13 protein-coding genes and 1 pseudogene are annotated in these 12,728 nt (G+C 69.6%); 9 read left to right on the plus strand and 5 right to left on the minus strand.

The window, feature by feature from the left end:
* Nucleotides 1–187, minus strand: a pseudogene (locus EAO75_RS45760) (serine/threonine protein kinase); the annotation flags it as partial.
* Between the two features lie 150 nt (nt 188–337).
* Here EAO75_RS45760 and EAO75_RS12255 point away from each other — a divergent pair.
* The 4 genes from EAO75_RS12255 to EAO75_RS12270 all read left to right on the plus strand — a co-directional run bounded on the left by EAO75_RS12255 (nt 338) and on the right by EAO75_RS12270 (nt 3,476).
* Nucleotides 338–856: a hypothetical protein gene (locus EAO75_RS12255; protein ID WP_187284406.1), complete on the plus strand. Its 519-nt coding sequence runs from the start codon at nt 338–340 to the stop codon at nt 854–856.
* Between the two features lie 2 nt (nt 857–858).
* Entirely contained in the window at nt 859–1,593 is a 735-nt protein-coding gene (locus tag EAO75_RS12260; RefSeq protein ID WP_147995065.1) for a prepilin peptidase, read from the plus strand.
* A 70-nt stretch (nt 1,594–1,663) separates the two neighbouring features.
* Nucleotides 1,664–2,863: a cyclic dehypoxanthinyl futalosine synthase gene (gene mqnC, locus EAO75_RS12265; RefSeq protein WP_147995066.1), complete on the plus strand. Its 1,200-nt coding sequence runs from the start codon at nt 1,664–1,666 to the stop codon at nt 2,861–2,863.
* Nucleotides 2,864–2,870: 7 nt separating this feature from the next.
* Nucleotides 2,871–3,476, plus strand: coding sequence for a hypothetical protein (locus tag EAO75_RS12270; protein ID WP_147995067.1), 606 nt, complete (start codon nt 2,871–2,873; stop codon nt 3,474–3,476).
* A gap of 29 nt (nt 3,477–3,505) precedes the next feature.
* On the opposite strand, the gene EAO75_RS12275 is transcribed toward EAO75_RS12270, so the two are convergent.
* Nucleotides 3,506–4,531: a hydrolase gene (locus tag EAO75_RS12275; RefSeq protein ID WP_147995068.1), complete on the minus strand. Its 1,026-nt coding sequence runs from the start codon at nt 4,529–4,531 to the stop codon at nt 3,506–3,508.
* Nucleotides 4,532–4,766: 235 nt separating this feature from the next.
* On the opposite strand from EAO75_RS12275, the gene EAO75_RS12280 reads away from it, so the two are divergent.
* The 4 genes from EAO75_RS12280 to EAO75_RS12295 all read left to right on the plus strand — a co-directional run bounded on the left by EAO75_RS12280 (nt 4,767) and on the right by EAO75_RS12295 (nt 9,600).
* Nucleotides 4,767–5,162, plus strand: a complete 396-nt coding sequence (locus tag EAO75_RS12280; protein ID WP_147995069.1) for a hypothetical protein — start codon at nt 4,767–4,769, stop codon at nt 5,160–5,162.
* A 19-nt stretch (nt 5,163–5,181) separates the two neighbouring features.
* Nucleotides 5,182–7,521, plus strand: coding sequence for a bifunctional polysaccharide deacetylase/glycosyltransferase family 2 protein (locus tag EAO75_RS12285; RefSeq protein WP_147995070.1), 2,340 nt, complete (start codon nt 5,182–5,184; stop codon nt 7,519–7,521).
* Nucleotides 7,518–8,831 (plus strand): acyltransferase family protein, encoded by a 1,314-nt coding sequence (locus EAO75_RS12290; RefSeq protein ID WP_147995071.1) that lies wholly within the window; start codon nt 7,518–7,520, stop codon nt 8,829–8,831. The genes EAO75_RS12285 and EAO75_RS12290 overlap by 4 nt, the downstream gene beginning before the upstream one ends.
* Nucleotides 8,832–8,904: 73 nt before the next feature.
* A complete protein-coding gene (locus EAO75_RS12295; protein WP_147995072.1) occupies nt 8,905–9,600 on the plus strand; it encodes a demethylmenaquinone methyltransferase in 696 nt (231 codons plus the stop codon).
* Here EAO75_RS12295 and EAO75_RS12300 read toward each other — a convergent pair.
* Both EAO75_RS12300 and EAO75_RS12305 read right to left on the minus strand, forming a co-directional pair.
* A complete protein-coding gene (locus tag EAO75_RS12300) occupies nt 9,587–9,898 on the minus strand; it encodes a PASTA domain-containing protein (protein WP_147995073.1) in 312 nt (103 codons plus the stop codon). The two genes, EAO75_RS12295 and EAO75_RS12300, sit on opposite strands and share 14 nt — an antisense overlap.
* Nucleotides 9,899–10,112: 214 nt before the next feature.
* On the minus strand, nt 10,113–10,619 hold the full coding sequence (locus tag EAO75_RS12305) for a GNAT family N-acetyltransferase (protein WP_147995074.1): 507 nt from the start codon (nt 10,617–10,619) through the stop codon (nt 10,113–10,115).
* Nucleotides 10,620–10,716: 97 nt separating this feature from the next.
* On the opposite strand from EAO75_RS12305, the gene EAO75_RS12310 reads away from it, so the two are divergent.
* Nucleotides 10,717–12,024: a geranylgeranyl reductase family protein gene (locus EAO75_RS12310; protein WP_147995075.1), complete on the plus strand. Its 1,308-nt coding sequence runs from the start codon at nt 10,717–10,719 to the stop codon at nt 12,022–12,024.
* Between the two features lies 1 nt (nt 12,025).
* Here the strand turns inward: EAO75_RS12310 and def are convergent, their stop codons facing one another.
* Nucleotides 12,026–12,652 carry a peptide deformylase gene (gene def, locus EAO75_RS12315; protein ID WP_147995076.1) on the minus strand — a complete coding sequence of 209 codons (627 nt, stop codon included), beginning with the start codon at nt 12,650–12,652 and terminating at the stop codon, nt 12,026–12,028.
* Nucleotides 12,653–12,728: the final 76 nt, after the last annotated feature.

Genomic DNA, 12,728 nt, shown 5'->3' on the forward strand with positions numbered 1-12,728 from the left:
GGTAGCGGTCGGGGACGGAGCCCTCGGCCGGGCTGGAGGACGGCCGGGGTTCCTGGGACGAAGCGGCTCCGGAATCCCCGCTCGCGGAGTCCCGGTCACCGCCGGGCAACAGCTCGAACACGAACACCGACCCCACGGTCACCGCCGCCAACGCACCCGCGACGGCCAGCGCCACCGTGCAGCTCATCCGGCGCCCACCCCGCCCGTCGCCGMACCCGAACCGCGTGATGCCACGCCTCCGCAGGACGCCGTCCCGGGCTCCGGCCGTCCGCCCGGCAAGCTCGCCGTCTCCGTCGCGGCGTCCTCGACGCCGGGGGAGGGCGGCCGTGGGCGCCGGATGAGCTGCACGGTGGCGCTGGCCGTCGCGGGTGCGTTGGCGGCGGTGACCGTGGGGTCGGTGTTCGTGTTCGAGCTGTTGCCCGGCGGTGACCGGGACTCCGCGAGCGGGGATTCCGGAGCCGCTTCGTCCCAGGAACCCCGGCCGTCCTCCAGCCCGGCCGAGGGCTCCGTCCCCGACCGCTACCTCGGCACCTGGGAAGGCAAGGCCACCGTCCTGGACGGCGCCCTGTCGGCCGGTACCTTCCGGCTCACCGTGCACAAGGCCGACGTGGGCGACGAGGTGGGCACCCTGCGCCAGACCGACCTGCTCGGCGGCGTCTGCAACGACGTACTGACGCTGAAGCAGGTGACGGCCAAGGAGCTCGTCGTGACGTCCGTGGGCCGCAAGACCAATCACGGCGGGTGCAACCCGACACCGCACACCGTCCGGATCACACCGGCCGGCGACGAGCTCGTGTACCGCTCGGAGAGCGACGACGAGGGGAATCCCGAGGCGCGGTTGTCGAAGGCCGAGTAGGGATGGACACGCTCGTCGGGCTCGTCGTGATCGGTGTCGCCCTGCTGTGGGGCGCGGCCGCGGGGGCCCTGCTGCCGCGGGCCGCCTACCGGTTCTCCGTCGAGGCGGAGGAGGAGTGGCGGGAGCTGTGTCCGGGCGGACATCGCGTCCCGGGATGGCTCGGGCGGGCACGTTGCCCGCAGTGCGCCACGAGGTACGGCCCCCGCACCGTGCCCGTCGCCCTGACCACCGCGCTGCTCTGCGCCGCGCTCGCCGCCGCGACCGACACCCGCCCCGAACTGGCCGTCTGGCTGCTGCTCACTCCGGTGGGCGTGCTGCTCGCGCTCGTCGACCTCCGGGTGCGGCGGCTCCCCGACGTGCTGACCCTGCCGCTCGCGGTTGCCGCGCTCGTGCTGCTCGGGGTGGTCGCGCTGGTGCCGGAGCACGCGGGTGACTGGCCGACGGCGGTGTGGGGCTCGCTCGCGCTGGGCGCCGGATACCTCGTCCTGCACCTCATCAACCCGGGCGGCATGGGATTCGGCGATGTGAAGCTCGCGCTCGGGGTGGGCGCGGTGCTGGGCTGGTACGGCTGGGCGACGGTCATGCTCGGCACCTTCGCCGGGTTCCTGTTCGGCGCGCTCTACGGCGGTGTCCTCGTCACCTTGCGGAAGGCGGGACGCAAGACGGCGATCGCGTTCGGGCCGTTCATGATCGCGGGGGCGTACGCCGGACTGCTGATCGGCGCGTACGCGGCCTGACCTCGGGTCCGCGAAAACGCTGGCGTAGGCTGGTCTGGTCCGTCTCATCCCCCTTCGAAAGGGCCGCCCGGTGACCGAGAAGGCCGACCTCCAGTCTGTGCTCGACCGTGCCGCTGCGGGCGGGCGGATCAGCCCCGAGGAAGCGCTCGACCTCTACCGCGACGCCCCGCTGCACGCGCTGGGCGCCGCCGCAGACGCCGTACGCCGCCGCAGGTACGCGGGTACCGAGCACATCGCGACGTACATCATCGAGCGCAACATCAACTACACGAACGTGTGCGTCACGGCGTGCAAGTTCTGCGCCTTCTACGCCGCCCCCAAGGACACGGCCAAGGGCTGGACCCGCGACCTGGACGACATCCTGCGGCGCTGCGCGGAGACCGTCGAACTCGGCGGCACCCAGATCATGTTCCAGGGCGGACACCACCCGGACTTCGGCGTCGAGTACTACGAGAAGCACTTCGCGGCCATCAAGAAGGAGTTCCCGCAGCTCGTCATCCACAGCCTGGGGGCGAGCGAGGTCGAGCACATGGCCCGGATCTCCGGTGTGTCGGTCGAGGAGGCCATCACCCGGATCCACCAGGCCGGCCTCGACTCCTTCGCGGGCGCCGGCGCCGAACTGCTGCCCGCGCGGCCGCGCAAGGCCATCGCCCCGCTGAAGGAGAGCGGTGAGCGCTGGCTGGAGATCATGGAGATCGCGCACGGGCTGGGCGTGGAGTCGACGTCGACGATGCTGATGGGCACGGGCGAGACCAACGCCGAGCGCATCGAGCACCTGCGGATGATCCGTGAGGTCCAGGACCGCACGGGCGGCTTCCGGGCCTTCATCCCGTACACCTACCAGCCCGAGAACAACCACCTGAAGGGCCGTACGCAGGCCACGATCTTCGAGTACCTGCGGATGATCGCCATCGCGCGTCTCTTCATGGACAACATCGCCCACATCCAGGGCTCCTGGCTGACCACCGGCAAGGAGATCGGCCAGCTGTCGCTGCACTACGGCGCGGACGACCTCGGCTCGATCATGCTGGAGGAGAACGTCGTCTCCTCGGCCGGTGCCAAGCACCGCTCCAACCGGATGGAGATCATCGACCTGATCCGCAAGTCGGGGCGGGTGCCGGCGCAGCGGACGACGACGTACGAGCACATCGTGGTGCACGACGACCCGGCGAACGACCCCGTCGACGAGCGGGTCGCCTCCCACATCTCCTCGACGGCGATCGAGGGCGGGACCGCGCACCCCGAGCTGAAGATCCTCGCCTCCAACTGACCTGCCTGTGCTGACGATTCACGCGGACTCCAGGGGGCGGGCGCTCGCCGTCAAGGGCGCGTGGATCGCCGACGCCGGGCAGTTGCCGGATCTGGTCGCCGCGCATCCGGGGGCGCGGGTGCGGCAGTGGCCGGGCATCCTCACGCCCGGGCTGATCAACCTCCACGGCAACGAGCTGCTGGAGGAGGCCTACCACCCCGATCCGCGCGAGGCCGACGAACTGGGCACCGAGCCGCTGACCGGCGACGCGCTTGCGGCCCTCGCGATGGACGACGCCCGCTGGGGCGCGAGCGCCCGGCGCGGGGTCCAGCGGATGCTGGCGCACGGCACGGTCCGCGCGGCCTGCGAGGAACTGCGCAACCGCGCGGTACGCGACGCCGTGCACCGCTCGGGCCTCGCGGTCATGGGCAGGCTGGGCCGCCCCGGCGGAACCCCTGCGCTCGATCCCTACGCCGCCGGGTGGCCGGTGGAGTTCGCGGAGCCGAGGGAGCGGAACTCGGCGGCCCGTTTCGCGGTGTTCGACGTGAGGGACGAGACGGAACTGGCGGAGCGGGGCGCGGGGACGTGCGTGGCGACGGTGGTGGAGGGACGGTTGGTGTATCGGAGCCGGTGAGTGGGGCGCCCCTTCAAAAACCCCCGAGCTCATCCCGAGAACGCCTCGGCAAACGCCCCGTCCTCCTGGTCCACCCCACTGCAATTGCTCAGGGCGTCGTCGTCCTCTGCGTCGTCACCACACTGCTGGTCCCGGAACGTCGCCCACATCGACACCCACCCGATCCCCTTCTCGTCGGCGAACTCCCGCACCTGAGCCGCGTCATCGAGCGAGAACGTCTCGTTGTCGACGTCGTTCGTGCCGAGCATCGACGTCAACGCCATCGCCTTCCACGCGGTCGCGTCCGACGTACCGAAGACCTCCTTCAGCTGCGTGTGCGTGGCCTTCGCCGAGGTGAGCGCGTAGTCACCCATGTCACCGGTGTACGACTCGCCGTAGTTCATCGTCATGATGTTCACCGTGGAGACCTGAACGTCATGCTCGTTGGCGGACTCCAGCAGCGCCACGCCGTCGTCGTCCAGACCGGACGGCATCACCGGCAGCGTGAAGGAGACCTCCAGGTCGCTCCGCTCCTTCTGCAGCAGCGCGATCGCCTCCGAACGCAGGTCCACCGAGTCGGAGTCGGTCAACTCGTCGCCCTCGATGTCGAAGTCGGCCTGCGAGGAACCCGCCGCGTCCAGCGCCTTCCCGTACGCCTGCGCCAGCGCCGACGCGCTGTCGCAACTCGCCGCCAGCTCCTTGCCGGAGGCCCCGCCGAAGGAGACGCGGACGGTGGCGCCGTCCTGAGTGAGCTTGGAGACACGGGACTTCACGGCCGAGTCCGAGAGGGCGGTGGTGCCGTTCCACTTGGGCGTGCAGTCGCTGCCGTCCGAGATGACGAAGGCCAGGTTGTACGTCGCAGGGGAGCCGGCGGAGTCGTTGCCGGACGCGGTGGTGGCGCTGACGTAGGGGGCGTACGAGGTGCTCGGCGCGGCGGACTCGGAGGGCGAGGCCTCGGTCCGCGGGGGTGTCGGGGCCGCCGCGTCCGCCGTGTCGTCGGAGCCCGCGGAGCACCCCGTGATGGCCAGTGCAAACATGCAGGTGAGTCCGGCCGTCGCCGTCAGGAAACTCCGCATGGGGTCGGTACCCGCTTTCGTGATTTCTGTCTCAGGCTGAGAAATGGCAAACGTGCCCGGGGCGCAAATGTCTCACAGTCCGCTGGGGCCGGATCTCCAACTCCTCTCACATCGCTGTGAAGTGCGCTGTCGTTCGCAGGAATTCTCAGGGAACGTACAGGTTAAGGCGTTTCTCATGGGCGTCTCATATAAAAAGAGAGCCGTGGGCACATAAAGGCTCCCTAGCATCCGGGGAATGCATTCCGAGCCTGCCATCGAAAACCGCGCCGCCGAACCTCGTGTGCGCGGTCGCCGCCGCAAACGCGGCAACGGGTCCGCCGACGGGCCCGTGTTCGTTGACAACTCCGGACGCCGCTCCAAGCTGCTGCGGCGCCTCGGCCTGTTCCTCGGCGTCGCCTGCCTCGGCTACGCGGTCGTGCTGGGCATGGCCTTCATGGGCGTCGGCACCTCGCTGAGCCCGTCCCAGCTGCTGCCCTTCGCAAACGGCCAGGGCGGCCCCGGCGGCGCGGGCCCGGGCAGCGAGCCCCAGGGCGGCCGCGGCAACCCGGTCGCCCCGCCCAGCGGCACCCCGTCGGCGCCGCCCTCGGGCGCCCCCGCACCGACCGCGTCCGCCGACGCGTCCGCCAACTGACCGGAGCGCAGCCCCACTCATGACCACGACGACGCCCTCACGTCGCCGCCGCCGCGCCCCCACCCGGATCGAGCGGGTGGCGGGGAAGGCCGCGGCCCTGCAAAAACCCCGGGTCATCCTCGCCGGACTGCTGCTGCTCGCGCTGACCAGCGTCATGCTGCTCGACGGCTATCTGCGCGCCGAGGTCGGCGGCGACCAGCGCGTGCGCACCGGGGCCAGCGCCGGCGACGTCCCCGACAAGGTCCTCGACGGCGGTCCGATCCTCACCTTCCGGGGCGGTCAGGCCACCACCGTCTCCGTACCGGAGAAGACGATCGCGCTCACCTTCGACGACGGCCCGAACCCGACCTGGACGCCGCAGGTCCTGGCGATCCTGAAGAAGTACGACATCCCGGCCACGTTCTTCGTGGTCGGCTCGATGGTCTCGCGCTACCCCTCGATCGTCGGCGACATGGTCGAGCAGGGCAACGAGGTGGGCATCCACACCTTCACCCACGTCGACCTGTCGTACCAGAGCGACGCCCGCATCAGGCGTGAGATGACGCAGACCCAGCTCGCGCTCGCGGGCGCGGCCGGCATCACGACGACCCTGTTCCGGGCGCCGTACTCCTCGGAGACGGACGCCATCGACAACTACAGCTGGCCCGTCTACAAGAAGCTCGGCGAGGACGGCTACACCAGCGTCTTCGTCGACACCGACAGCGACGACTGGAAGCGGCCGGGCGTCTCGAAGATCATCAAGTGGGCCACTCCGGAGGACGGCGAGGGTGCGTCCGTTCTCTTCCACGACGCGGGCGGCGAGCGGTCGCAGACGATCAAGGCGCTGCCGACGTACATCGAGAAGATGAAGGCGAAGGGGTACACCTTCACCACGATCAGCGGCGCGATCCAGGAGGAGGAGTCGGCGGGCGGCGGTCAGCAGACGGGTGCCGCGCAGGCTGGTGGCGTTCAGGTGGGGGGTCAGCAGCCCGGCGGCGCTCAGGCCCAACAGGGTGGTCCGAACGGGCAGGCCGGTGCCTCAGGCATGGGGTCGTCGGGGACCTCGAACCTCCAGGCCGCCCACCGCGAGGCAACCGGCGCGACCCTCTACGAGGGCAAGGCCCTGATCGGTGCCGTGGCCGTCGCCGAGTGGACGGTGCCGGTGCTGTCGGTCGGCCTTCTCGTCGTCGGTGTCGCCGTCATGGGCCGCTTCGGCATGATGCTGCTCCTCGCCCGGCGCCACTACCGGCAGCGCAACAAACGCCGGTTCAGCTGGGGGCCGACGGTGCACCAGCCGGTGAGTGTGATCGTCCCGGCGTACAACGAGAAGGAGTGCATCGCCAACACCCTTGAGTCGCTGTCCAAGAGCACCCATCCGATCGAGGTCATCGTGGTCGACGACGGCTCGACCGACGGCACCTCCGAGATCGCCCGGAACGCCGCCCACGAACTCGGCATGACCAACGTCCGCGTCATCCGCCAGGAGAACGCGGGCAAGCCGGCCGCGCTGAACAACGGTGTGCGCAGCGCCAGTTACGACATCGTCGTGATGATGGACGGCGACACGGTCTTCGAGCCGGACACCGTACGGCAGCTCGTGCAGCCCTTTGCCGACCCCGAGGTCGGCGCGGTCGCCGGCAACGCCAAGGTCGGCAACCGCAACACGATCATCGGCGCCTGGCAGCACATCGAGTACGTGATGGGCTTCAACCTCGACCGGCGCATGTACGACCTGCTGCGCTGCATGCCGACCATCCCGGGCGCCATCGGCGCGTTCCGTCGCCAGGCGGTCCTGGAGGTCGGCGGCATGAGCGAGGACACCCTCGCCGAGGACACCGACATCACGATCGCGATGCACCGGGCGGGCTGGCGGGTCGTCTACCAGGAGCACGCGCGCGCGTGGACGGAGGCGCCCGGTTCGCTGAAGCAGCTGTGGTCGCAGCGCTACCGATGGTCGTACGGCACCATGCAGGCGCTGTGGAAGCACCGCAAGTCGCTGACGGACAAGGGTCCCTCGGGCCGCTTCGGCCGGGTCGGCATGCCTCTGGTGGTCATCTTCCAGATCGTCACGCCGGTCTTCGCGCCCCTCATCGACGTGTTCACCGTCTACTCGATGATCTTCGTCGACTTCAAGGCGGCCCTGTTCGCGTGGCTGGCGGTGCTCGCCGTGCAGCTGTTCTGCGCCGCGTACGCCTTCCGCCTCGACCGTGAGAAGTACCGCTACCTGCTGATGATGCCCCTGCAGCAACTCGCCTACCGGCAGATGATGTACCTGGTCCTCATCCACTCCTGCATCACCGCGATGACGGGCGGCCGCCTGCGCTGGCAGAAGCTGAAGCGCACCGGCGAGGTCGGGACGCCGGCAGGGGTGAGCCGATGAGCTGGGAGCAGCAGGGGTACCAGCCGCAGCCGTATCAGCAGACGGGCTATTCCCAGCCGTATCAGCAGCCGGGCCACCAGGAGGGATACGGTCAGGGTTACGGGTACTCGGGGTATGCGCCGGAGCCGTATCCACCGGAGTATGTGGAGTACGCACAGGGAGCGGCACAGGCGACTGCCCCGTCGCCGGTGAGGGAGCCGGAACCGGAGCCGGAGCTCGCGGTTGCGGCACCTCCCACAGACGCCGAGGCGGAGGAGGAGAAGCCTCCGCCTCGGCCCCCGGGCCGCGACCGCTACTTCGACACCTTGCGCGCCGTCGCCCTCATCCGCGTCGTCACCTACCACACCTTCGGCTGGGCCTGGGCGGGCATGGTCTTCCCCTCGATGGGGATCATGTTCGCCCTGGCCGGCACCCTCATGGCGAAGTCCCTGGAGCGGCCCGCGCTGAAGGTGGTGCGCAGCCGGATGCGCCGGCTGCTGCCGCCGTTCTGGTTCTGGGGCTCCTTCGTGGTCGTGGCGATGCTGATCCACGACTGGATGCCGGGCCGGCAGATCGTCTACTGGATCGTGCCGCTCGGCGACCCGCCGGGCAACGCGTGGGCCGAGCAGGCGTGGGAGATCCTCTGGTACCTGCGGACGTACCTGTGGTTCGTCCTGCTCTCCCCGCTGCTGCTGAAGGTCTTCCGCCTGGCCCCGGTGCCGGTGCTGCTCCTGTCCTTGTCGCCGATCCTGGTTCTCCACTTCGCCTGGGAGCCCCCGGACGACCGCTTCGGCAGCGCGCTCACCGACCTGGCGACCTTCCTCTTCTGCTGGATCCTCGGCTTCGCACACCGCGACGGCGTGCTCCGGCGGCTGAGGCCGTTCGCCGTCGTCGTCCTCTCGCTCGCCGCGATCGGCTACGGCGGCTGGTACGCCTTCACCCACCAGGCCGAGACCGGCTCCTACGACCTGGACGACATCCCGCTCGCGCAGGCCTTCTGGTCGGCGGGCTTCGTGACGCTGCTGATGTACGCGAAGGCGTTCTTCCGCATCGACTTCGCCTGGCTCACCCGCTTTCGCCGCACCGACCGCCTCGTCACGGTGTTCAACTCGCGTGCCGTGACGATCTACCTCTGGCACGAGATCGCCCTGATCCTCGCCGTCCCGCTGATCGACCAGTTCTGGAAGGTGCCCGCGTTCGAGAAGTACCTGCCGCTGGAGAGCCAGTGGTTCATGTTCGGCGTCGGCTGGATCCTGATCGCCGTCTTCGTGCTGCTGTGCGGATGGGTGGAGGACGTGGCCGGGAAGAAGAAGCCGAAGCTCCTCCCTTGAGGCAGTACTGCCACCTGGGGCGTGTGGCCGTACTGCCACATGGTGCCTGCGGCKGTACTGCCACAATGGGCCCGTGACCCGCGCATCCCTGGACAAGCAGCCGCACGAAGTCGCTTCGATGTTCGACAACGTGGCGGAACGGTACGACCTGACCAACGACGTGCTGTCGCTCGGCCAGGACCGCAGATGGCGGGGGGAGGTCGCGAAGGCCGTCGATGCCCGCCCCGCGCAGAAGGTCCTCGACCTGGCCGCCGGTACGGCCACCTCCTCGCTGCCGTTCGCGCAGACCGGCGCGTACGTCGTGCCCTGCGACTTCTCCCTCGGGATGCTCCGGGTCGGCAAGCGCAAGCACACCTGGCTGCCGTTCACGGCGGGCGACGCGACGAAGCTGCCGTTCAAGGACGACACCTTCGACGCCGTGACGATCTCCTTCGGACTGCGCAACGTCCAGGACTTCGACGCCGCGCTGCGCGAGATGTACCGGGTGACGCGGCCCGGCGGCAGGGTCGTGATCTGCGAGTTCTCGCATCCGACCTGGGCGCCCTTCCGCACGGTCTACACCGAATACCTGATGCGCGCCCTGCCCCCGGTTGCGCGCAAGGTGTCCTCGAACCCGGACGCGTACGTCTACCTCGCCGAGTCCATCCGCGCCTGGCCCGACCAGCCGGCCCTGGCGGAGCGCCTGCGCGAGGCGGGCTGGTCGAAGGTGGCCTGGCGGAACCTGACGGGCGGGGTCGTGGCCCTGCACCGCGGGTTCAAGCAGAGCTGACCACGGGGTACGGGTCGCCGGGCTCGTCGAGTTCGCGTTGCATTCCGCCCGAGGGCGGCCGCGGTATGCGCGGCTCGCGCACGCCTCCGCCGCCCTCGCCCTCGCCGAAGTCGAACCAGATGTAGACCATCGAGTCCCGCGGCACCTCGGCACCGGGCTGGGGATACTGGCGTACGACGTAGTCGACGACGGTGAGGTGGAAGTCCGGCCGGTCCGGTGCGTTGAGGATCAGGCCGTGCGACTTCGCTTCCTTGCGCGCGTCCATGGCCATCAGTCCGACGAGTTTCGGTACTCGCACCTCGGGCGTTTTGGGTGTTATGCGCACAGATGTCACCCCCAGCGGTACTGGCAGGGTAACCGCCCGGGGGTGTCGCCCGGAAGCTTCAAGTACCTTTCTGTAACAGTCGATTACGTATGGTCACGAATCCGGAGTCGGGGCATCCGGTTGACCGGGTCATTCGGTTAGCCAGGTCATTCGGTTGGCCGGGGCATTCGGATGTCGGATGCCGGTGTCACAGATCGAGCCTGTAGCAGTGCCCCTTCTGCCGCGCTTCGGGCGTGGTGAACACCTCGACGAGCTGCATCCCCAGCCGCCGCGTCACCGCGATCGACCGCTCGTTGCGCGCGTCGACCATCGCCACCACACCCGGAACCCCGGCCGCCCGCAACCGCTCCAGCGTCATCCGGGCGGCCGCGCTGACGTACCCCTTGCCCCAGTGCTCACGTCCGAGCCGCCAGCCGATCTCGATCTCCCCGGTGGGACCCCACTGACGTTCCCAGGGCTGGGCGCCGGTGAAGCCGATGACCTGCTCGTTCTCGTCGAGCATGGTCCACAGGCAGTACCCGCGCTCGGCGTCGTGCCGCCGCTGGCGCGCGGTGAGTTCCTCGTAGACGGACAGCTCCGCGGCCGTGCCGCCGTGGAACTCCATGACTTCCGGGTGGGCGAAGACCCGGTGCCAGGCGACCGCGTCCTCGTCGGTGGGCACACGCAGCCGTACTTCGGGGAGAGCTCGGTTCACAGGGCAGCCCTTCAGCCGGGTGATCAATTCTGCTGAATAGACTGCCCATGTCCAGTGCCGGTCGGCACGCAGATTTCGAACCCGGGGAGATCCAGCCGTGACCGTCGTGACCGAGCCCCACTCCTCGCCCCTCTCCGAGAACACCGCCGACGTGATCGTCGTGGGCGCGGGGCCGGCCGGCTCCGCGACGGCGTACCACCTGGCCAAGTCCGGCCTCGACGTCCTGCTGCTGGAGAAGACCGAGTTCCCCAGGGAGAAGGTCTGCGGCGACGGCCTGACCCCGCGCGCGACCAAACAGCTCGTGGCCATGGGCATCGACATCTCCGAGGAAGCGGGCTGGCTGCGCAACAAGGGCCTGAGGATCATCGGCGGCGGCGTGCGCCTCCAGCTGGACTGGCCGGATCTCGCCTCCTTCCCCGACTACGGCCTCGTCCGCAAGCGCGACGACTTCGACGAGCAGCTCGCCCGCCAGGCCCAGAAGGCCGGCGCCCGCCTCTACGAGCGCTGCAACGTCGGCGCCCCGATCATCGACGACCGCACCGGCCGCATCACCGGCGTCCACGCCAAGCTCGGCGAGGAGAAGCGCGAGGTCACCTTCCACGCGCCCCTGGTGGTCGCCGCCGACGGCAACTCCACCCGGCTGTCCCTGGCGATGGGCCTGCACCGCCGCGAGGACCGCCCGATGGGCGTGGCCGTGCGGACGTACTTCGAGAGCCCCCGCCACGACGACGACTACCTGGAGTCCTGGCTGGAGCTGTGGGACCGCCGCGGCCCCGGCGAGGACCGCCTCCTGCCCGGCTACGGCTGGATCTTCGGCATGGGCGACGGCACGTCCAACGTCGGCCTGGGCGTGCTCAACACCTCCGACTCCTTCAAGGAACTGGACTGGCGCGAGGTCCTGAAGGCCTGGTGCGCCTCCATGCCGGAGGACTGGGGCTACACCCCGGACAACATGACCGGGCCCATCCGCGGCGCCGCGCTCCCGATGGCCTTCAACCGCCAGCCGCACTACACCAAGGGCCTGCTGCTGGTCGGCGACGCCGGCGGCCTGGTGAACCCCTTCAACGGCGAGGGCATCGCCTACGCCATGGAGTCCGGCCAGATCGCCGCCGACGTCATCGTCCAGGCCCACGCCCGCTCGACCCCCGCGGGGCGCGAACTGGCCCTCCAGCGCTACCCGCGCGTCCTGAAGGACACCTACGGCGGCTACTACACGCTGGGCCGCGCCTTCGTGAAGCTCATCGGCAACCCGAAGGTCATGAAGATCGCGGCCCAGCGCGGCCTGACGCACCCCATGCTGATGAAGTTCACCCTGAAGCTGCTCGCGAACCTCACGGACCCGACCGGCGGTGACGCGATGGACCGCATCATCAACGGCCTCAGCAAGGTGGCCCCGAAGGCGTGAACTAGCCCTTCAACGCCTCGATGTTGGCGGCCCGGCGCGCGAACACCTCCTCCCGCCGGTCCGCCACCTGCCGCAGCGCCTCCTTCCGCTCCCGCTTGGAGAGCCGGTCCAGATAGACCTGTCCGTCGCAGTGATCGGCCTCGTGCGCGAGGCAGCGGGCGAAGTACCCGGTGCCCTCGATCACGATCGGCTCGCCGTCCTTGTCGACGCCGCGCACCACGGCCCGGTCCGGACGCGGTACGTCCATCACGGCGCCCGGCACGGACAGGCAGCCCTCCGAGTCGTCGAGGAGCCGCCTGCCCGAGGCGCCGAGCGGCTCCAGCACCGGATTGACGACATACCCGACATGACGGACCCCGTCGTCGTCCGGACAGTCGTACACGAACAGCCGCAAATCGACCCCGACTTGGTTCGCCGCCAGCCCCGCCCCGTCGGCGATGTACATCGTCAGGAACATGTCGTCGATGAGCGCGGCGAGATCGGGCCCGAACTCGGTCACGTCCCGGCACGGCTTGTGCAGCACCTCCTCGCCCACCTCGGTGATCCTGCGCACCGATCCACGCCGGGCCTCGGGCGCGAGCGGCGGATACGACTCCACGGGCCTGCCTTGCACGAAAACGCTGGGCATCGCATTTCTCCCCTTCTGTCCTTGTGCTGTCGCGGGTTGTGAGGATGCTGTGGTCGGCCGGGAATCAGGCTTCCGA

It is taken from the genome of Streptomyces sp. UW30, from assembly GCF_008042075.1.
Taxonomy (GTDB): domain Bacteria; phylum Actinomycetota; class Actinomycetes; order Streptomycetales; family Streptomycetaceae; genus Streptomyces.

Bases quoted from the DNA above. Each gene is read 5' to 3' on its own strand.
- EAO75_RS12260 (WP_147995065.1), top strand. From the start codon at position 859: ATGGACACGCTCGTCGGGCTCGTCGTGATCGGTGTCGCCCTGCTGTGG.
- EAO75_RS12280 (WP_147995069.1), top strand. From the start codon at position 4,767: ATGCATTCCGAGCCTGCCATCGAAAACCGCGCCGCCGAACCTCGTGTG.
- EAO75_RS12285 (WP_147995070.1), top strand. From the start codon at position 5,182: ATGACCACGACGACGCCCTCACGTCGCCGCCGCCGCGCCCCCACCCGG.
- EAO75_RS12255 (WP_187284406.1), top strand. From the start codon at position 338: ATGAGCTGCACGGTGGCGCTGGCCGTCGCGGGTGCGTTGGCGGCGGTG.
- EAO75_RS12290 (WP_147995071.1), top strand. From the start codon at position 7,518: ATGAGCTGGGAGCAGCAGGGGTACCAGCCGCAGCCGTATCAGCAGACG.
- def (WP_147995076.1), bottom strand. From the start codon at position 12,652: ATGCCCAGCGTTTTCGTGCAAGGCAGGCCCGTGGAGTCGTATCCGCCG.
- EAO75_RS12275 (WP_147995068.1), bottom strand. From the start codon at position 4,531: ATGCGGAGTTTCCTGACGGCGACGGCCGGACTCACCTGCATGTTTGCA.